Genomic DNA, 17,761 nt, shown 5'->3' with positions numbered 1-17,761 from the left:
GCCACGATGCAAGTCGCTGATCTTGCTTCCCAACGCTGACCTTCGACCAGCCTCCCAAGAGGCGACGACTGTCGCATCTCTAACTGGCCTATACGTCGCATTTCTAAAATGCCGCTACATACGAAGATCGCATAAGATAGATTATGGAACAGTGGTGCGGTTTCGGCTGTGTTGCTTTTTGCGCCTAAACCGCCGCTTACGCAGTTGTGGACTTCCTCAGGCATGTTGGAAGAAGACATCGTTGACGCAACCTGATGTTGTTCATGATATGGAGATTGCTAATATGCAATCCGCTAAGGAGGCGGAAATGACGGGCAGCGGTGGTGATCTCCCAGGAATGATAGCGTTAGAGCCGGGCGACGAAGCGCTATTGGCTGCACAGGAACTCGTCGCTGAGGAAGTCCAGGAAAAGAGGACCGTAAAACGTCGAGGTGGCAATACGCTCGACAAGTGGGAGGTTCCGCTCGTCAAGGCGATGCTCGACAAGAAAGTCTACAACGACCAGGACATTCTTGCCTACTTCACCCGACCCACAAGAACCGTAAACCACCGGTTGATCAGTGAGATTCGATCCCAAAAGAAGCACAAGGCGGTCAAGGCGGCCGATAACGACGCCCTCAATGAATTCCTGGCTACATGGCCAGACGTAGATCATGAGACCGGGCTTAGCGTCCGGGGTGACGAGCTTCTCATCAAGGCCCGCGAAGCAATGATTGCCGCTGTTCACATTTTCAACAGCGCTGGCCTGACCTTCCGAGCCGAACTGTTTGTAGTCACCGCCATCATCGCTTGGACCTACCTGTTGCACGCTTTGTATAAGCGCATGGGCGTGGACTACTTCTACAAGGGAAGGAAAACCCCTCAGGGACAAGACAGATACTGGGACCTGAGCCAGTGCCTTGATACCGGAAAGTGTCCCCTCCCCGAAGGCGTCAAGACGAACTTGCGCTTCCTCATCGGATTGCGAAACGAGATCGAGCATCAGTCCACCTCTCGCATTGACGATGCCGTCGGAGCGGAGTTGCAGGCTTGCTGCGTTAACTTCAACGACGCGCTGAAGCAGCACTTTGGACACCAGTTTGGCTTGGAAAAACGCCTGCCGATTGCATTGCAGTTTGTCTCGTTTGGCATGGATCAGCGCACCGCGCTAAAAAAAGCGTCGAGCTTACCGCCGCACGTCTCATCCTTTATATCTGCGTTCGAGCATGGCCTGACCGATGAGCAGGTGAAAGACCCGACCTTCAGGCTCAAAGTTGCCTTCATCCCTATTGCGGCAAAGAAGGCGGCAGGAGCTGATCAGGCCATCGTTATGGTTCCACCGGGATCGGAACTCGCGGACAAGGTTGAGGTCGTCTTCAAGGAGGTTAATCGCACTCGGTATATCCGGCAGGAAATCCTGGAAAAGGTTGCAGAAGCAGGCTTCCCTAAGTTCGGGCCAGGTGCTCACACCAAGCTGATGAACGAACTTGATGCTAAGAATCCTTCCAGGGGATACGGGTGCGTCGGAGACTACAAGGCGCATTGGGTCTGGTACGACCGATGGCTGGAGGCAGTCCTGGAACACTGCAAAGTCAATCCCGATAAGTATCAGTAAGGACAACGCCGCTTCGTTTCCAACCCTATGGAGAAAGAAATCGAGTCTCTTATGTGGTTCAAACTACGCAGATTCATCGGACCCGTTGCCTTATTGCTGACTTCCGTGGTCGCTGGCTTCGCAGCTTTTTTGACGAACATCGACAGCATTCGTGAATATTTCTTCGAACCATATGTTCCCGCTGTTCTTACGATTAGGGACGTAAGCCCTAATCACATCCAAGCTGCCGACCTGCCTGATGTTGACAGCAGGTTATGGACTCCATTCACGCTGGTCGTGGAGAAGCAATCTGAAGGAACGGCAAAGAATTGCTCCTGCTGGCTTTTTGAGGAAAATCTATCGAGCCCATCATTGCCAGCTTATGGACTATCGCGTTGGGGGGCGGAGGATGAAGAAAAACTCGTTTTTTCTATAGAAGAGAACGTGCGATCTGTAGAGATAGATGTAGTATTCAACCTCATCGTCACAAAAGCACCAGATAACTATAATCTTAAAATTTACATTCAGTGCGATGGAATTGTCTCTAATAAAGTAAGTATTCCGTCTGCATGGGAGCCAGGCTGGGATGCGGCTGGATAAGCGTTTTCCATTGAGCACCAAGACTATCTGTTATTCACATCGGCTCTGTTCGATTTGAAAAGATCATTGAGCACGACCGCTGGCGAACAGCGCTGAGAAGATCAGGCCCGCGATATAGCATTCAGGATGGTCCGTCTCCAGGAAATGGCGTAGCTGCCTCAACTGCGGCATCTACCAGTTCGAGGAACCGATCCACAAAGGATAGGAACCCGGCGAGGAAGTTGGGCGACACATCGAGCGCCTTGTCTCCGAATGTGAAATGCTAAAGTGGACGGTGCGCGCAACACCACCTTCGGTGATGGGTTGGGGCCGGTTGCGCCCGCTCCCATAGAGCCGATCCTCGGCGTGTTCAAAATGGTTACGGGCGTCCACCAATAGACAGAAGTCACGGGAGCTGACGTGGGTCTTCACTTCGCCTTCAATGTGCTTTGCTGTCACGTTGATGAAAGCGACGATGCGGCTGGCCGCAGTCATACAGAAGTGAAGCTCCACCAAGGCGGCATCATGTTCACCCGCCATCCAATGGGACATGATAGCCGCGTGCCGTTGTTCGACGGCGGGCCGGTAGCGGGGAATCCATCTCACGGCTTCGGCAACCGCTCCCGATGGGTCTACCGCCAGAAGACCGGCGAATCTTCTCAAAGAATGCTCCATCGCTCTCTCACTCTGACCATGATGCACAGTATGTGTGGATCAGATGCGGACGCAACAAAGGCGCTTTGCGCCTTGAGCTACAGCAGATCAGGTGTTGCTTTCAGGCTGCTCAGTAAAAGCAACAAACGCGCATTTATCCTGCGTGCAACGCCTTAGAACTCAAGATTGTAGCCAGAAGTGACCAAGAACCAAAGCAGCGCTGGGGTCGCTCCTCACTCACTCACCCAGCTACAAGGCCGAAACCGCACTCTTTGGAACTATCGAACGTGCCGGAAAGCATGGATTGTGCCTGTTCCTTGCCTTGTCGCGCTTGACCGGGCCTTTCCGGCCTGCTTAGCGTTCCGGCATCGAAGCACCTCTTTCAAGGCCAGATGTGATGAGCGAATTGCGCGTTCTTTCAGATGCTTTCATTCCGGAACTGCCAAACCGCTACAAAGGCAAGGTTCGCGAAAACTACGATCTGCCCGATGGCAACCGTATCATTATCGCTACGGATCGCCTCAGCGCCTTCGACGTCATCCTGACCTCGATCCCGAACAAAGGTCACGTGCTGACCCAGACCGCGCGCTACTGGTTCGAGGAAACCGCGGACATCTGCCCGAACCACGTCGTCAGCTATCCGGACCCCAATGTCGTCATCGGCAAGCGGCTCGACATCCTGCCGGTCGAGGTCGTGGTGCGCGGCTATCTCGCCGGAACGACGAGCACCTCGATCCTGACGAAATACCGCAATGGCGAGCGCGAGATGTACGGCATCACCTTGCCGGATGGTCTCAGCGACAACGAGAAGCTCCCGCAGCCGATCATTACGCCGACCAGCAAGGCCTTCGACGGTGGCCACGACGAGCCGCTGTCGGCCGAAGCGATCCTCGAGCAAGGACTGCTGACGAAGGAGCAGCTCGACACAGTCTGGCAATATGCACTGGCTCTCTTCGCTCGTGGCCAGCAACGCGCCGCCGAGCGCGGCCTGATCCTAGTCGATACCAAATACGAATTCGGAACCGACGAGAACGGCACGATCATTCTCGCCGACGAGATCCATACGCCCGACAGCAGCCGCTACTGGATCGCCGACAGCTACCAAGAAAGCTTCGAGCGCGGTGAGCGGCCGAAGAGTTTCGACAAGGATTTCGTGCGCGCCTGGGTCACCGCGCGCTGCGATCCTTACAAGGATCCGATCCCGGAAATCCCGGCGGAACTCATCGAGCAGACCTCGGCCGTCTACATCGAAGCTTTCGAGAAGATCACCGGCAAGCGCTTTGTCCCGGATCTTTCGGGCGCGACGGTTCTCGATCGCATACGCTCCAACCTGGAGCCGTATTTCTCCAAATGAATCCATAAATTAGATAGTTAGGCTAATCTAATTTACTAGCCGTCGTTCGCCGCAACATCGACGTCAAATTCGAGCCGCATCATGTCGTATGCCGGCTCGATATGATCAGGCGTCTCGCCCTGCACCGTGTCGTAGTCAAGCGGCACATGCATATGCGTCAGCACCGCCCGCTTCGGCTGGAAGCGCGCGATCCAGCCGAGCGACTGGACCAGCGACAGATGGCTCGGGTGGAACTTGTACTGAAGCGTGTCGATTACCAGCAGATCGAGACCGTCGAGTTTGGCGATAGTTTCGGCCGGGAAATCGCTGACGTCGCTGCAATAGGCAAAATCGCCGATGCGAAAGCCCAGCGAATGAATATTGCCGTGAAACTGCATCAGCGGTCGGAACGCAATCGGCCCGCCGGCGCCGGTGATGACCACAGGCGACAGATCCTGGGGAATGAGGTGTGGCTCGACGATCGGCGGATAACCGCTGCCTGGCGGTGATTCCAGGCAATAACCAAAGCCTTCGCGAATGCGGCCCATGGTGTGGGCATCAGCCCAGATCGGCACCCGCCTCCGGTTTTCAATGACGTAGCCGCGCAGATCGTCGATGCCGTGCAGATGGTCGGCATGGGAATGGGTGTAAATCACCGCATCGATGTGGCGGACCTCTGCCGCGATCATCTGGGCACGAAAATCCGGGCCGGTATCGATGACAACGGTCGTCTTGCCGCCATCGGGTGCCGTCTGCTCCACAAGCAGTGCCGCGCGCATGCGCCGATTCTTCGGATTTTCGGGATTGCAGGCGCCCCAGTCACCGGTGATGCGCGGCACGCCCGGAGACGAGCCGCAGCCGAGGATGGTGAAGGCGCGCCGGAACGCCACGTCAGAGCCTCGGCATCTTCGAGAAGATGCGAAAAGCATTGTCGGTGGTGATCGTTGCGATTTCCTCCGTGCTGACGCCGATCGTTTCGGCAAGCACCGTCGCCGTATGAGCGACGTAAGCGGGCTCGTTGCGCTTGCCGCGGAACGGCTTCGGCGCCAGATACGGCGCGTCCGTTTCGACAATCATCCGGTCGTGCGGCACGGTCTTGGCGATCTCGCGCAGCTCTTCCGACTTCGGGAAGGTCAGGATGCCGGAGAAGGAAACGTATCCGCCCAGCGCGACGCCGACACGGGCGAGGTCAGCACCAGACGAGAAGCAGTGCAGAAGGAAAGGGAAGGCCCCCTTCCCGGTTTCCTCGGTCAGGATGGCCGCCATGTCCTCGTCGGCCGAGCGGCTGTGAATGACCAGCGGCAAGCCGGTCACGCGCGCGGCGGCGATATGGCGCCGCAGACCTTCGGCCTGGGCCGCGCGCGGCGCGTTGTCGTAGAAATAGTCGAGACCCGCCTCGCCGATCGCAACCACCTTCGGATGCGCCGAAAGCCGGACAAGGTCTTCCGTCGTGATGTCCAGCTCTTCGTCGGCATTGTGCGGATGCGTGCCGACGGAACAGAAGACGTTGGGATAGGCCTCGGCGATGGCAAGGATCGTCTCGAACCGCTTCACGCGGGTCGAGATCGTGATCATCTGTTCGACCCCCGCATCGCGCGCCCGCGCGACGATGGCGTCGCGCTCCGCTTCAAAGTCGGGGAAATCCAGATGGCAATGCGTATCGATCAGCATGCTCAGTGCCTTATTGTGCTTCCGGCGCGATGTAGCGCGGGAAGACCGGCTTCGGCGCTTCAAGCGGCGTGCCCGAGACAAGGCGTCCCGCCTCGCCTAATGCGGCAAAGTCGCGCTTGTCGGCCGGTGCTGCCACCAGATCGAGCAGCTTTCCTGAGGATTCCGGCATGAACGGTTGCAACAGGATGGCGATCTGACGCACCACTTCGGCCGTGACATAGAGTACGGTGCCCATGCGGGCCGGATCGGTCTTCTTCAGCGCCCAGGGCTCTTGGCCGGCGAAATAGCGGTCCGTCTCGGAAACGACGGCGATGATGGCCGCGAGTGCCCGATGGATCATCTGCTTGCCCATTTCGTCGCGCGTGATCTCATGCAGCGCATCCGCAGCGGCGAGCATCGCCTTGTCCTCGTCGGTCAAGGTGCCGCAGACGGGGATCTGGCCATCGCAGTTCTTGACGATCATCGACAGTGAGCGGCTCGCCAGATTGCCGATACCATTGGCGAGGTCGGAGTTGATGCGGGTCGCGATCCCCTCCTCGCTGTAGCTGCCGTCTTGGCCGAAGGAGACTTCGCGCAGGAAGAAGTAGCGGATCTGGTCAAGGCCGAAATGTTCGACGAGATTGAACGGATCGACGACGTTGCCGAGCGACTTCGACATCTTCTCGCCCTTGTTGAGCAGGAAGCCGTGGGCAAAGACGCGCTTGGGCAGCGGCAGGCCAGCAGACATCAGGAAGGCGGGCCAATACACCGCGTGGAAGCGGATGATGTCCTTGCCGATCACATGGAGGTTGGCCGGCCAGAACTTGGCGCGCGGACCCTGCTGATTATCGAGATAGCCGGTCGCGGTCAGGTAGTTCGTCAGCGCATCGACCCAAACATACATGACGTGCGAGGGGTCGTTCGGAACCTTGATACCCCAGTCGAAGGTGGTCCGCGATACCGAAAGGTCCTTGAGACCCGATTTCACGAAGGAGATCACTTCGTTGCGGCGCTCGGCCGGACCGATGAAGTCAGGGTTTTCCTCGTAGTGCTTCAGGAGCTTTTCCTGATAGGCCGAGAGACGGAAAAAGTAGCTCTGTTCCTCGACCCACTCGACCGGCGTGCCCTGCGGCCCATAGCGGACGCCGTCGTCGCGCAGTTCCGTCTCGTTCTCCTGATAATAGGCTTCGTCGCGGACCGAGTACCAGCCGGCATAGGAATCCTTGTAGAGGTCGCCCGCCTCGCCCATGCGGATCCAGATGTCCTGCGACGCCTGGTGGTGGCGCTTTTCGGTCGTGCGGATGAAATCATCGTTCGACGCATTCAGGGCCACAGCCATCCTCTGGAATTCCGCGGAGTTGCGGTCGGCCAGTTCCTGCGGCGTCACGTCTTCCTTGCGCGCCGTCTGCTGCATCTTCTGGCCATGCTCGTCCGTACCGGTCAGGAAGAACACGTCACGTCCGTCGAGGCGCTGGTAACGCGCCATGGCATCCGTCGCGATCAACTCATAGGCGTGGCCGATGTGCGGCTTGCCGTTCGGGTAGGAAATCGCGGTGGTGATGTAGAAAGGGGACGTGTCTCTCATAGGCGGATTCGATCTATCTCGGATTAAGCTACGCACGCTCTTAGCGCATACGCTCCAAGGAAGAAACATGCGATGCACGAAAAGCCCGGCCGGCAAGATCATGCAGCCGCTCGGACCGTCTTGCACGGCTGCCACACGGCCGTAGAACAAAAGGGAAACAAAGAGGAGAATGTGAGTCATGCTGGATCGACTTGGCAGCCAATTTGAAACCGCCTCTGCCAGCTATGCCGCAGAGCACGGCATCGAGCGCGATCGTGACTGGTTCGTTCTCAAGATGCAGGAAGAAATGGGCGAGCTGACACAGGCCTGGAACAAGCTCAGCGGTCGCGGGCGGACCCACGGGAAATCAGAGGACGAACTTGTAAGCCAGATGGCCGACGAGACCGCAGATCTGCTCGGGCATGTGCTGCTCTTCGCCCACCACCACAATCTCGACCTGTCGTCGGCAATCGAGCGTAAGTGGCGCTTTCAGGTCGGACTATAGCGCCGCTTTCACGTCGTCGAGCAGCGACAGGATGGTTTGCTTGCGATCTAGATTGTAGGCATCGCTGATCGTAAGCCGTTCCGCCACGGACGCTGACAGTCGGGCAAACCGCTCGGCACGCATGATATCGGCCGCAACGGCGGCCTCGCGCGCCTCGTGCATGATGCGATCGCTGACAAGCGCCTGGAAGAACTCGAAGATTGTCTCGCTGTCCTTGCCGGCGAGAGCGTCAGCCAGCTTGTGCATGTCCTTGCGGACCGCCGGTCCCTGCCCTGCAAGGATTGCCTCAAATGTCGCGGCAATGTCGAGGCCACCATAGTTGATGAGCTTCAGCGCCTCGGCGACACTGCCATTGGCGGCCGCGACGATGCGCTCGGCATTCTCGCCCGCAAGATCGAACCCAAGATGCGCCAATGCCTGGCGCAAGGGGTCCGCTTCGAGCGGCTTCAGCCGCAGCGGCAGGCAGCGCGAACGGATCGTCGGCAGCAACTTTCCGGGCGCATGCGTCAGAACCAGGAAGAGCGAGCGACGCGGCGGCTCCTCGAGGATTTTGAGGATGGCGTTGGCGGCATTGCGATTGAGGTCGTCGGCCGGGTCGATGATGACGATGCGCCAGTTGCCGGTGCCGGACGTCTGGCTGAAGAACTTGCCCGCCCGCCGAACCTCGTCGACGGTGATTGCACCCTTCGCCCTGCCCGTCTTTTCATCGATCGGCCGGCTGAGGTGCAGCAGATTGTGCGAAGCGCCCGAGGCGAGCTGTCGCCCGATGGCGGAGGCTGGATCGGGATCGGCAAGCGTCTCAGGCGCTTCGGCCGGTTCCGGATGTTTCAGAATGTGGTGCGCGAAGCGAAAGGCAAGCGTTGCCTTACCGATACCTTCCGGCCCTTCGATCAGGATGGCGTGATGTCCTTTGCCTGACCGATAGCTCTGCGCCAGGAAACTTTCCGCCTGTTCGTGACCGAACAGTCGATTGTTCTCCACGGGCGCGATGGCCCCGTCCAGCACGCCGGCTCGTTCGGCGCTCATGACACGACTTCCGCCGTCGATGTACCGGTGCCATCGCCATGCGGCAGGAGCACTTCGACAAGCGACAGGACTTCGGTGGCGATAGCGTCAACAGGCTGCGTCGCGTCCACGACCCGGCATCGCTCAGAATCACGCCTGGCGATATCGAGAAAGGCCTCCCGTCGTTTCTCGTGCGTCTCCAGGTGCTCCTTTTCGAAGCGGTCCGGATTGTCGTCGCCGGCGCGGCGTTGCGCCCGCTCGAGACCAACGCTGGCAGGCAAGTCAAAAATGATGGTTCGATCCGGGACCACGCCGTTGATCGCCACCCGTTCCAGGGTCGCGACGAAACTCTGCTCGAGATTGCCGGTAATGCCCTGGTAGACGCGCGAGGAATCCATGAAGCGGTCGCAAAGCACGATCGTACCCTTGTCGATCGCCGGCCGGATGACCTCTTCGACATGGTCGCTACGCGCCGCGGCGAATAGAATCGCCTCCATCCTCACCCCGAAGGCCTCTGCCGCTCCGGAAAGCAGCACATGGCGCACCGCTTCGGCGCCGGCAGAACCGCCCGGCTCGCGCGTCGTCAGCACCGTGTAGCCGCGCGCACGCAAGGATTCGGCCAGAAGGCGAAGCTGTGTCGATTTACCGGCACCTTCCCCACCTTCGAATGTTACGAACAGACCTTTTTTCAGCGATACCATGCTTTCCCATATCGGCGTACGATTTGGCCCTGTTTAGCCGATTGGTCCGCTGCGCGAAACCGTCCGGTGACGATGAATTGTAGAGCGGCGTCCTTTCGCCGACGCGGCATCCGCCTATAGCCAGAAGAAAAGTAGTTCCTGCAGGGCATCAACCGCCCGGCTTGTCAAACTACCCTGCCCGACCGCGGTGGCGGTTTTGACCGGCACCTCGCGCAGCAGCTTCTCGCCGTTCCACAGCTTTACGACGCCGACCTCAGTCCCGGCCGTCACCGGCGCGCGCAAGGGCCACTTGTAGACGATGCGTGCCGACAGCCGCTCCGGATTATCGACCGGCAACAGCACATCGACAGGACCGCCCGCCACCAGTGCCACATGCGCGGCATCGCCACCATAGACCGCAGCCTCACCGATTGCTTCTCCGTCGGCAAAGATCCGCTTCTTCTCGAATGCGCTCATCGCCCAATCGAGAACCTTGCGGCTCTCTTCGATCCGTTCCTTGTCGGTCTGAAGTCCGCCCATGGCCAGATAGACGCGGCGGTCGCCGCGCTGAAGCGACGTGGCAAGCGAGAAGCCGAAGCCTTCGGCGAAGCCCGTCGCCAGCCCATCCACGCCGATATTGGCCGATATCAACGGGTTTTTGTTGCGCTGGAGGATCTTGTTCCACTCGAACTCTGGCTGCGAATAAAGCCTGTAGAGATCCGGATGCGCCTCGTGCAGATGCCGGATGAGCGTGACGAGCTCACTCATCGTGATCTGGTTGCCCGGGTCCGGCAGCCCGGTCGCGTTTCGAAACGTTGCAACCGGCATGCCGAGTTCACGTGCCCGCGCCGTCATACGCTCGGCAAACGCGCCCTCGCTGCCGGTCATGCCCTCGGCCAGAATGATGCAGGCATCATTGGCAAGTTGCACCGCAACACCTTGCAAGAGATCTGCGACCCTTATGCGCGACTTCAACGCGGCAAACATCGTCGAAGTACCGGCGGGCGCGCCGCCGGTGCGCCAGGCGTGTTCGGACACATCGAACGTGGTTTCGGCCGAGATCTCGCCCTTGCCGAGCGCCTCGGCAACGACTTCCATGGTCATGAGCTTGGCAAGTGAGGCCGGTGGGATCGGCTCGTTTTCGGCGCGTGAGAAGAGCACCGTGCCGGTTTCGGCATCGACGAGCAGGATCTGTTTTGCCTTGGTATCGAAGGCGGGCGCCGGTGTCTGTGCAAGTGCGTCGCCCGCAAACAGCGCGACGCCGAAAAACACCGCCGAAAGCATCTTCATGCGCATGGGAAACTCCGGGTTCCCCTTGGGCATAGCAGCGCGGTCATTTTGGCACAACGGCGCGTACCGTTATCGCACAGAGCTGCCTGCCTTCTGGCGTTTTGCGAAGTCGACGATCACCTGGGGCGTCAGCTGCTTCTTGTCGACCATGATCGCTTCGAACGGCGATTCGGCGTCACTGACGCGCACTTCCACATAGGCGGCCGCATAGGCCATATTGCCATCGGGCATCGGGATGAATTCCGGCCGCTCGCGCGGGATCGGGCCGATTTCCGGCAGCATCACGAATTCGCTCAGCGACTGGGGCTGCGCGAATTGTGGAACGGGAGCCGCAAGCGCGGTCACCGGTTCGCTGACGTCGAGCGAGGCCTTCGCGGGAACGGTGATGGTACCGAGGCTCTGATTGCGGAACGGCTCGTTCGAGGCAACCATGACCCCAGTCGCGATCTGGCCCTCGGGCATGACGCTCGGACCACGCTCGCCCTTCTGAACGTAGGACGCCATCAGATAAGGCATGTCGTTGCCTTCGAGCGGTGCGCGGCCAACATACTGCACGCGCACCTGTGCGCTGCCTTTGCGCTTGATGTCGAGCATGTCTGCCGTTTTCGAGGAGACGTCGATGATGCGGCCGTATTCATAAGGGCCGCGATCGTTGACGCGCACAATGACCGATGTGCCGTTTTCCATGTTGGTGACGCGGGCATAGCTCGGTAGCGGGAACGTCGGGTGGGCGGCCGACAGATGAGCCTTGTCGTAAACCTCGCCATTGGCGGTCAGGCGACCGTGAAAGGCCGAGCCGTACCAGGACGCGATACCGGCCTTGTTGTAGCCGAAGTCTTCCTTCGGCTGATACCATTTGCCCTTGACCTGGTAGGCCTTGCCGACCTGAAACCGTCCGCCGCCCTTTGGAATGTTGTTGCCGGTGGCAACACGCGGGCTTGCCTTCACGCCGTAGACGGATTCGGGGAAGTATTCCTTGCTCCGCGACTTCTTTTTGATGCTCGACGTGGATCCACAGGCCGCAAGCGCAACGCACAGCATGGGAACCGCCGCAAGGCGCAATCCCTTGACCAGATATGCCGCATTTTTACTGGAGGTCATCTGTCCCACAACATCGATCGAAATAAGCCGTACTCGAAACCTTCCGCTTACCCCCAGCGGAAATCTCGGCGTCCCGAAACGGAACAGAGTTTATTCATGACAGCAACAAGGCGAAAATGCGAATTCATCCACAGGCTGGCGCCGGATTTCTCGCCTTATGGTTTATAAATGGTTAGCGCGGGCCGCAGTGCTGTCGCCGATCGCGCACCACCGAGAAAATCTTTCGGTGGTGCATGTTCCTTCTTGCAAAGCGGCAGAGGTTCGCGCAATAACGCCGTGCCCGGAGAAATGGCCCTGCGCCATTTCAGGCAAGGACAGGTGGCCGAGTGGTTTAAGGCTCTGGTCTTGAAAACCAGCGTACGGGAAACCGTACCGTGGGTTCGAATCCCACCCTGTCCGCCACTCCCCTTTTCTCCACCCACTAGTTGTCGAACCAACGAGATGGGTCTAATTTACCCAGCCTGATGACGGTACCAAGTCCTTTTGGGGAGCGGGATCGACATGCGCGTCAAGGATGTAATGACGATATCGCTCGTCAAGTTGTCCCCTGACAACAGCGTCAGACAGGCAGCCCAGATCATGATCGACAATCACGTGAGCGGCCTCCCGGTCGTTGACGATGACGGGCGTCTGGTAGGGCTGATCAGCGAGGGCGATCTGATCCGCCGAACGGAGCTTGGCGGCGGCGTTCCGACGGCTGACCCGACCCGCGCCGCCGGCGAGCGCGCCCACGCCTACGTGCGACGCTCGTCCTGGCGCGTCGGCGACGCCATGACAGCCGATCCCGTGACGATCGACGAGGACGCTCCGATTGGGCGCGTTGCCGCATTGATGCAGGAACGCAGCATCAAGCGCATTCCTGTCTTGAGGGACGGCCGCCTGATCGGCATCGTCAGCCGCGCCGACCTGTTGCAGGCGATCCTGGCGGCGAGGCAAGACGAGACAGCAACCGGCGACGACGCGATCCGGCGCAGCATCCTGATCCGTCTCGGCGAAAACACCGGCCTTGAAGGACTGGATATCAAGGTCGCGGTGTCCGACGGCGTCGTGCATCTTTGGGGCAACGTCGAGACCGACGATTGCCGCCGAGCGGCGCGGATACTTGCCGAAGGCGTGCGCGGCGTCAGGGGCGTGGTCGAGCATTATTCGGAGCCCTATCCGCAGTAGCCTTGAACCGGGACTATCGCCGCGGGGAGTCTCGTCGACGGCTTGCCCGCAGGATTTCGAACGGAGGGACAGCGCCCCTTGAGCGCTGGGCAACAGCGGGCGGCCTTGCAAACGTATGGAACGTCTCGGCGCGCATGACAGCAAGCCGGGAGTGATTTCAAGCACATGTCTTATCGATCGGGAGGTTCAGATGGTTACGCCTGAAACAGCATCGATGAACGAGACAGCGTCCAAAAAATCAGCTTCACCGTTGCCGGCCGACGAGCTTCGCCTGTTGGACGCCTACTGGCGGGCGTCGAACTATCTGTCCGTCGGGCAGATCTACCTGCTCGACAATCCCTTGCTGCGCGAGCCGCTGAAGCGCGAGCACGTCAAGCCACGTCTGCTCGGCCACTGGGGAACGTCGCCGGGGCTCAACATGCTCTACGTGCACCTCAACCGGATCATCAAGCGTGACGATCTCAATATGGTCTACGTGATCGGTCCGGGGCACGGCGGGCCGTCGCTGGTGGCCCATGCCTATCTCGAAGGCACATACAGCGAATTCTATCCTGACATCGGCGAGGACGCCGAGGGAATGCAGAAGCTCTTCAAGCAGTTCAGTTTCCCCGGCGGCATTCCAAGTCACGTGGCGCCGGAGACGCCCGGCAGCATCCACGAGGGCGGTGAACTGGGTTATGCCTTGAGCCATGCCTATGGCGCGGCCTTCGACAACCCGGATCTGGTCGTTGCCTGCGTCGTCGGTGACGGCGAAGCCGAGACGGGGCCGCTTGCGACCGGGTGGCAGAGCAACAAGTTCCTGAACCCAGCCCGTGACGGCTGCGTGCTGCCCATCCTGCACCTGAACGGCTACAAGATCGCCAATCCCTGCTTCCTTGCCCGCATCCCGCACGATGAGCTCCGGAAGTTCTTTGAAGGCATGGGCTACAGGCCCTACTTCGTCGAAGGACATGATCCGGCAAGCGTCCACCAGCAACTCGCCGGCGTGCTCGATACGGCCATGGCCGAGATTCGGGCGATCTGGGACGATGCGCGCATGAAAGGCAACGTGAAGCGGCCGGCCTGGCCGATGATCGTATTCCGCACGCCGAAGGGCTGGACCTGCCCGAAGGAAATCGACGGCAAGAAGTGCGAGGACTACTGGCGCTCGCACCAGGTGCCGATGGGCGAGATGGACAAGCCGGAGCACATCCGGATCCTCGAGCAATGGATGAAGAGCTATCGGCCGGAGGAGCTGTTCAACGTGGACGGCAAGCTGAAACCGGAACTCGCCGCACTCGCCCCATCAGGGCATCGCCGAATGAGCGACAACCCGCATGCCAATGGCGGCGTGCTGCTGCGCGACCTGAAGATGCCGGCCTTTCGGGATTACGCCGTCGACGTCCCTCGTCCCGGCGCGACCACCGTCGAGGCCGCGCGCATCATGGGCAAGTTCCTGCGCGACGTGATGAAGTCCAACATGGATGCGAAGAACTTCCGCCTGTTCAGCCCGGACGAGAACAACTCCAACCGCTGGCAAGACGTGCTTGAGGTCACCGACCGCTGCTATATGGCCGAGATCTACCCGGAGGACGATCACCTCTCACCGGATGGCCGTATCATGGAAGTGCTGAGCGAACACCAGTGCCAGGGCTGGCTCGAGGGATACCTGCTGACGGGCCGCCACGGCTTCTTCTCCTGCTACGAAGCCTTCATCCACATCATCGATTCCATGTTCAACCAGCATGCCAAGTGGCTGAAGGTCTGCAACGAAATCCCCTGGCGCAGGCCCATTGCATCGCTCAACTATTTCCTGAGTTCCCACGTCTGGCGCCAGGACCACAACGGCTTCAGCCATCAGGATCCGGGCTTCATCGATCACGTCGTCAACAAGAAGGCGGACGTGATCCGCGTCTACCTGCCGCCGGATGCCAATACGCTGCTTTCCGTGACCGACCACTGCCTGCGCAGCCGCAACTACGTCAACGTCGTCGTGGCGGGAAAGCAGCCGGGACCGCAATGGCTGACGATGGAGCAGGCCGTTCGCCATTGCAGCATGGGCGTCAGCATATGGGACTGGGCGAGCAACGATGCCAACAGCGAGCCGGACGTCGTCATGGCCTGTTGCGGCGACGTTCCGACGCTTGAAACACTGGCGGCCGTTCAGCTGCTGCGCGAACACCTGCCCGAGGTCAAGGTGAGGGTTGTGAATGTCGTCAACCTGATGAAGTTGCAGCCTGCGGAGGAGCATCCGCACGGCCTCTCCGATCGGGATTTCGACGGCATCTTCACGCGGGACAAGCCGATCATCTTTGCATTCCATGGCTATCCGTGGCTGATCCATCGCCTCACCTATCGCCGCACCAACCACGGCAATCTGCATGTGCGCGGCTACAAGGAGGAAGGGACGACCACGACGCCGTTCGACATGGTTGTGCTCAATGAGCTCGATCGTTTCCATCTCGCCGGCGATGCCATCGACCGCCTGCCGCAGCTCGGCGCGCGCGCCGCCTATTTCAAGCAGGCGATCCAGGCCAAGCTGATCGAGCATCGCGAATACATCGAGAAACATGGCGACGACATGCCCTCGATCAGCGGTTGGAAATGGGGTGTTCAAGGGGCCCAGCAAGCGAAGGCAGCGACATCGACGGAAGGTGACAATGTCTAGAGCATCCCGCTCTCAAGTGGATCCGCGTGAGGCGGAAAGATGTTCTAGAATCAAAGAGCTAGAGCGTCCTTGCTGCGTTCGTATGAACGCACGGCGCTCTGGTCGCGTCCGTGTCCTTCCGGGGCTGGCTGCTTTGTCTTGATCGCCTGATCGCGCGGAGAGCCGCTCTGTAAGCAGCGGCTTTCGGTGTGATGACTGATCCCTTCCTCGTAGCTGCGGTTGGCTCGCCATGTCGGAAATGCTGTCGACAGATCCCGAAGTGAAGCGGATGCCAACCGAGCAGGACCTCGCTCGGCTCCAGTTCACGACGCTCCTTTATTATCTCCACTGCACCAACCCGGATAACGGGTTGGTCCGCGATAAGACAATGGACGACGCGCCTTCGAGCATTGCTGCGATCGGCATGGCGCTGGCTGCAATACCTGTTCTCGTCGAGCGCGGCATCATCATTCGCAACTTCGCCGCGAAGATCGCGCGACGGCGGCTGAAATTTCTCTTCGACTGCCCGCAGGGACCCGAGCCGGATGCTTCCGGTTACAAGGGCTTCTTCTATCACTTCCTCGACATTGAAACCGGCAGGCGCGTGTGGGAATGCGAGCTGTCCACGATCGACTCGGCATTTCTCTTTGCCGGCGCGCTGACGGCTGCCGCCTATTTCGACGGGGAATCCCCGGAGGACGCGGAAATTCGCCACCTGGCAAATGCTCTCTACGAGCGTGCAGACTGGAACTGGGCCTGCGATCATGGGCTAACGCTGACCCATGGCTGGCGGCCGGAGAACGGCTTTATCCCTTATCGCTGGCGCGGCTACGACGAGGGCCTGCTGCTCTACATCCTCGGCCTGGGATCTCCCACCCATCCGCTGCCGCCGGAATCCTATGTCGCCTACACGGAAAGCTACGATTGGCGGAACATCTACGGCCGGGAACTGCTCTACTCGGGACCGCTCTTCACCCACCAGCTCTCGCACATGTGGATCGATTTTCGCGGCATCCGTGACCACTACATGCGTGAACATGACAGCGACTACTTCCTGAACAGCCGCCATGCGACCTACGTCCAGCAGGAATATGCGATCCGCAATCCGATGAATTTCAAGGGATACGGTGCGCATTGCTGGGGCTTCACCGCAAGCGATGGCCCTGGCTGGATCAGGGGGAACTTCGACGGCACGCAAAGGGAGTTCTTCGACTATATCGCGCGCGGTGCGCCGTTCGGCCCGGATGACGGCACCGTCTCGCCGTGGGTGGTGGTGGCATCCCTGCCTTTCGCGCCCGAGATCGTCATCCCGACGATCTGGAACTGTGCCCGGATGGGTCTTGGGATGACGAGGCTCTATGGCTTCAAGCCATCCTTCAACCAGACCTTCCCGGTCGCAGGCAGCGACACGGGATGGTGGGTCAGCCCCTGTCACTTTGGTATCGATCAGGGGCCGGTCGTGCTGATGGTCGAAAACTACCGCACCGGCCTGCTCTGGGACATCATGCGTCGCTCGCAACCCGTGGTGACCGGGCTTCGCCGGGCGGGGTTTTCCGGGGGCTGGCTTTGAAAAGAAGTGGACGTCGTTCGAACCGTATCAGGCGGCGCGCGTGAACCGCCCTTGATCCATCGAAAAATGCTCTGGGATCCCATCGCATGACGGCAATCCCACCTTTCGTATCGATCAGCTCCGTGCAGAGGTGACCAGATTACCTCGGAGCGACGATACCCTGATAATAATCGCCATCGCCGCCGACGACACGCGGCGGACCACCGGCGGTCTGCGAACAAGCGGCCAGTGTGGAGAGCGTAAGCAGCAATACGATCGTTCTCATGAGGTCGGTCCCTTTCTGGCCTGCATCCCGGCTATGTCCTTGAGACTCGAAAGAATCTGCGGCGAAGCCGGTTCGAAAACAAGTAGTGAAATGGTGGTATAACAAAATGATTAATCGTTGAAGATGCAAATTGCGCGACCGCTTGCCGCGGAATTTTGCCATCCCGCGGTTGCAGCTGCGCCAGCTCCGCTGCTGTGTT

16 protein-coding genes and 1 tRNA gene are annotated in these 17,761 nt (G+C 59.7%); 8 read left to right on the top strand and 9 right to left on the bottom strand.

The annotated features are described in order from the left end of the window. The first annotated feature begins 241 nt into the window (after window positions 1-241). The gene (locus tag BBX50_RS20565) at window positions 242-1,594 is read left to right on the top strand and encodes a DUF3644 domain-containing protein (RefSeq protein ID WP_244513207.1); all 1,353 of its coding nucleotides are present in this window, start codon (window positions 242-244) and stop codon (window positions 1,592-1,594) included. A gap of 51 nt (window positions 1,595-1,645) precedes the next feature. Then, window positions 1,646-2,173 carry a hypothetical protein gene (locus BBX50_RS20560; protein ID WP_139108303.1) on the top strand — a complete coding sequence of 176 codons (528 nt, stop codon included), beginning with the start codon at window positions 1,646-1,648 and terminating at the stop codon, window positions 2,171-2,173. Between the two features lie 171 nt (window positions 2,174-2,344). Here the strand turns inward: BBX50_RS20560 and BBX50_RS20555 are convergent, their stop codons facing one another. Then, window positions 2,345-2,827, bottom strand: coding sequence for a hypothetical protein (locus BBX50_RS20555; protein ID WP_065777181.1), 483 nt, complete (start codon window positions 2,825-2,827; stop codon window positions 2,345-2,347). A gap of 385 nt (window positions 2,828-3,212) precedes the next feature. Between BBX50_RS20555 and BBX50_RS20550 the strand changes: the two genes are divergently transcribed. After that, window positions 3,213-4,160: a phosphoribosylaminoimidazolesuccinocarboxamide synthase gene (locus tag BBX50_RS20550; RefSeq protein WP_065777188.1), complete on the top strand. Its 948-nt coding sequence runs from the start codon at window positions 3,213-3,215 to the stop codon at window positions 4,158-4,160. A 35-nt stretch (window positions 4,161-4,195) separates the two neighbouring features. On the opposite strand, the gene BBX50_RS20545 is transcribed toward BBX50_RS20550, so the two are convergent. Genes BBX50_RS20545 through metG form a run of 3 tightly spaced genes read right to left on the bottom strand, consistent with a single transcriptional unit; the run spans window position 4,196 to window position 7,374 of the window. Beyond that, complete coding sequence (locus BBX50_RS20545) at window positions 4,196-5,029, bottom strand: MBL fold metallo-hydrolase (protein ID WP_065777180.1); 834 nt, start codon at window positions 5,027-5,029, stop codon at window positions 4,196-4,198. A gap of 1 nt (window position 5,030) precedes the next feature. After that, window positions 5,031-5,810, bottom strand: coding sequence for a TatD family hydrolase (locus tag BBX50_RS20540; protein WP_065777179.1), 780 nt, complete (start codon window positions 5,808-5,810; stop codon window positions 5,031-5,033). Between the two features lie 10 nt (window positions 5,811-5,820). Continuing rightward, entirely contained in the window at window positions 5,821-7,374 is a 1,554-nt protein-coding gene (gene metG, locus BBX50_RS20535; RefSeq protein WP_065777178.1) for a methionine--tRNA ligase, read from the bottom strand. A gap of 178 nt (window positions 7,375-7,552) precedes the next feature. On the opposite strand from metG, the gene BBX50_RS20530 reads away from it, so the two are divergent. After that, window positions 7,553-7,858, top strand: coding sequence for a pyrophosphatase (locus BBX50_RS20530; protein WP_065777177.1), 306 nt, complete (start codon window positions 7,553-7,555; stop codon window positions 7,856-7,858). Here the strand turns inward: BBX50_RS20530 and BBX50_RS20525 are convergent. From BBX50_RS20525 to BBX50_RS20510, 4 genes are all read right to left on the bottom strand, one after another. After that, entirely contained in the window at window positions 7,853-8,884 is a 1,032-nt protein-coding gene (locus BBX50_RS20525; protein WP_065777176.1) for a DNA polymerase III subunit delta', read from the bottom strand. The two genes, BBX50_RS20530 and BBX50_RS20525, sit on opposite strands and share 6 nt — an antisense overlap. Beyond that, window positions 8,881-9,564, bottom strand: a complete 684-nt coding sequence (gene tmk / locus BBX50_RS20520) for a dTMP kinase (RefSeq protein WP_065777175.1) — start codon at window positions 9,562-9,564, stop codon at window positions 8,881-8,883. The genes BBX50_RS20525 and tmk overlap by 4 nt, the downstream gene beginning before the upstream one ends. A 114-nt stretch (window positions 9,565-9,678) precedes the next feature. After that, window positions 9,679-10,839 carry a D-alanyl-D-alanine carboxypeptidase family protein gene (locus tag BBX50_RS20515; protein ID WP_065777174.1) on the bottom strand — a complete coding sequence of 387 codons (1,161 nt, stop codon included), beginning with the start codon at window positions 10,837-10,839 and terminating at the stop codon, window positions 9,679-9,681. A 63-nt stretch (window positions 10,840-10,902) separates the two neighbouring features. Continuing rightward, window positions 10,903-11,934: a septal ring lytic transglycosylase RlpA family protein gene (locus BBX50_RS20510; RefSeq protein WP_065777173.1), complete on the bottom strand. Its 1,032-nt coding sequence runs from the start codon at window positions 11,932-11,934 to the stop codon at window positions 10,903-10,905. Window positions 11,935-12,246: 312 nt separating this feature from the next. Here BBX50_RS20510 and BBX50_RS20505 point away from each other — a divergent pair. From BBX50_RS20505 to BBX50_RS20490, 4 genes are all read left to right on the top strand, one after another. Beyond that, a tRNA-Ser gene (locus BBX50_RS20505) sits at window positions 12,247-12,336 on the top strand. A 99-nt stretch (window positions 12,337-12,435) separates the two neighbouring features. Beyond that, complete coding sequence (locus BBX50_RS20500) at window positions 12,436-13,101, top strand: CBS domain-containing protein (protein ID WP_065777172.1); 666 nt, start codon at window positions 12,436-12,438, stop codon at window positions 13,099-13,101. 190 nt (window positions 13,102-13,291) lie between these two features. Continuing rightward, window positions 13,292-15,748, top strand: a complete 2,457-nt coding sequence (locus tag BBX50_RS20495; protein ID WP_083213750.1) for a phosphoketolase family protein — start codon at window positions 13,292-13,294, stop codon at window positions 15,746-15,748. A 229-nt stretch (window positions 15,749-15,977) separates the two neighbouring features. Further along, on the top strand, window positions 15,978-17,297 hold the full coding sequence (locus tag BBX50_RS20490) for a glucoamylase family protein (RefSeq protein ID WP_065777171.1): 1,320 nt from the start codon (window positions 15,978-15,980) through the stop codon (window positions 17,295-17,297). 139 nt (window positions 17,298-17,436) lie between these two features. Here the strand turns inward: BBX50_RS20490 and BBX50_RS30985 are convergent, their stop codons facing one another. Continuing rightward, the gene (locus BBX50_RS30985) at window positions 17,437-17,562 is read right to left on the bottom strand and encodes a hypothetical protein (protein ID WP_274534033.1); all 126 of its coding nucleotides are present in this window, start codon (window positions 17,560-17,562) and stop codon (window positions 17,437-17,439) included. Window positions 17,563-17,761: the final 199 nt, after the last annotated feature.

The organism is Ensifer sp. LC11 (assembly GCF_001695835.1).
Classification (GTDB): domain Bacteria; phylum Pseudomonadota; class Alphaproteobacteria; order Rhizobiales; family Rhizobiaceae; genus Ensifer.
This window is presented reverse-complemented; position numbering and strand designations above follow the sequence as displayed.

What these genes read in the sequence shown, in the direction of transcription:
- BBX50_RS20530 (WP_065777177.1), top strand. Translation starts at nt 7,553, where the DNA reads ATGCTGGATCGACTTGGCAGCCAATTTGAAACCGCCTCTGCCAGCTAT.
- BBX50_RS20495 (WP_083213750.1), top strand. Translation starts at nt 13,292, where the DNA reads ATGGTTACGCCTGAAACAGCATCGATGAACGAGACAGCGTCCAAAAAA.
- BBX50_RS20490 (WP_065777171.1), top strand. Translation starts at nt 15,978, where the DNA reads ATGTCGGAAATGCTGTCGACAGATCCCGAAGTGAAGCGGATGCCAACC.
- BBX50_RS30985 (WP_274534033.1), bottom strand. Translation starts at nt 17,562, where the DNA reads ATGAGAACGATCGTATTGCTGCTTACGCTCTCCACACTGGCCGCTTGT.
- BBX50_RS20500 (WP_065777172.1), top strand. Translation starts at nt 12,436, where the DNA reads ATGCGCGTCAAGGATGTAATGACGATATCGCTCGTCAAGTTGTCCCCT.
- metG (WP_065777178.1), bottom strand. Translation starts at nt 7,374, where the DNA reads ATGAGAGACACGTCCCCTTTCTACATCACCACCGCGATTTCCTACCCG.
- BBX50_RS20525 (WP_065777176.1), bottom strand. Translation starts at nt 8,884, where the DNA reads ATGAGCGCCGAACGAGCCGGCGTGCTGGACGGGGCCATCGCGCCCGTG.
- BBX50_RS20510 (WP_065777173.1), bottom strand. Translation starts at nt 11,934, where the DNA reads ATGACCTCCAGTAAAAATGCGGCATATCTGGTCAAGGGATTGCGCCTT.
- BBX50_RS20540 (WP_065777179.1), bottom strand. Translation starts at nt 5,810, where the DNA reads ATGCTGATCGATACGCATTGCCATCTGGATTTCCCCGACTTTGAAGCG.
- tmk (WP_065777175.1), bottom strand. Translation starts at nt 9,564, where the DNA reads ATGGTATCGCTGAAAAAAGGTCTGTTCGTAACATTCGAAGGTGGGGAA.
- BBX50_RS20555 (WP_065777181.1), bottom strand. Translation starts at nt 2,827, where the DNA reads ATGGAGCATTCTTTGAGAAGATTCGCCGGTCTTCTGGCGGTAGACCCA.
- BBX50_RS20560 (WP_139108303.1), top strand. Translation starts at nt 1,646, where the DNA reads ATGTGGTTCAAACTACGCAGATTCATCGGACCCGTTGCCTTATTGCTG.
- BBX50_RS20515 (WP_065777174.1), bottom strand. Translation starts at nt 10,839, where the DNA reads ATGCGCATGAAGATGCTTTCGGCGGTGTTTTTCGGCGTCGCGCTGTTT.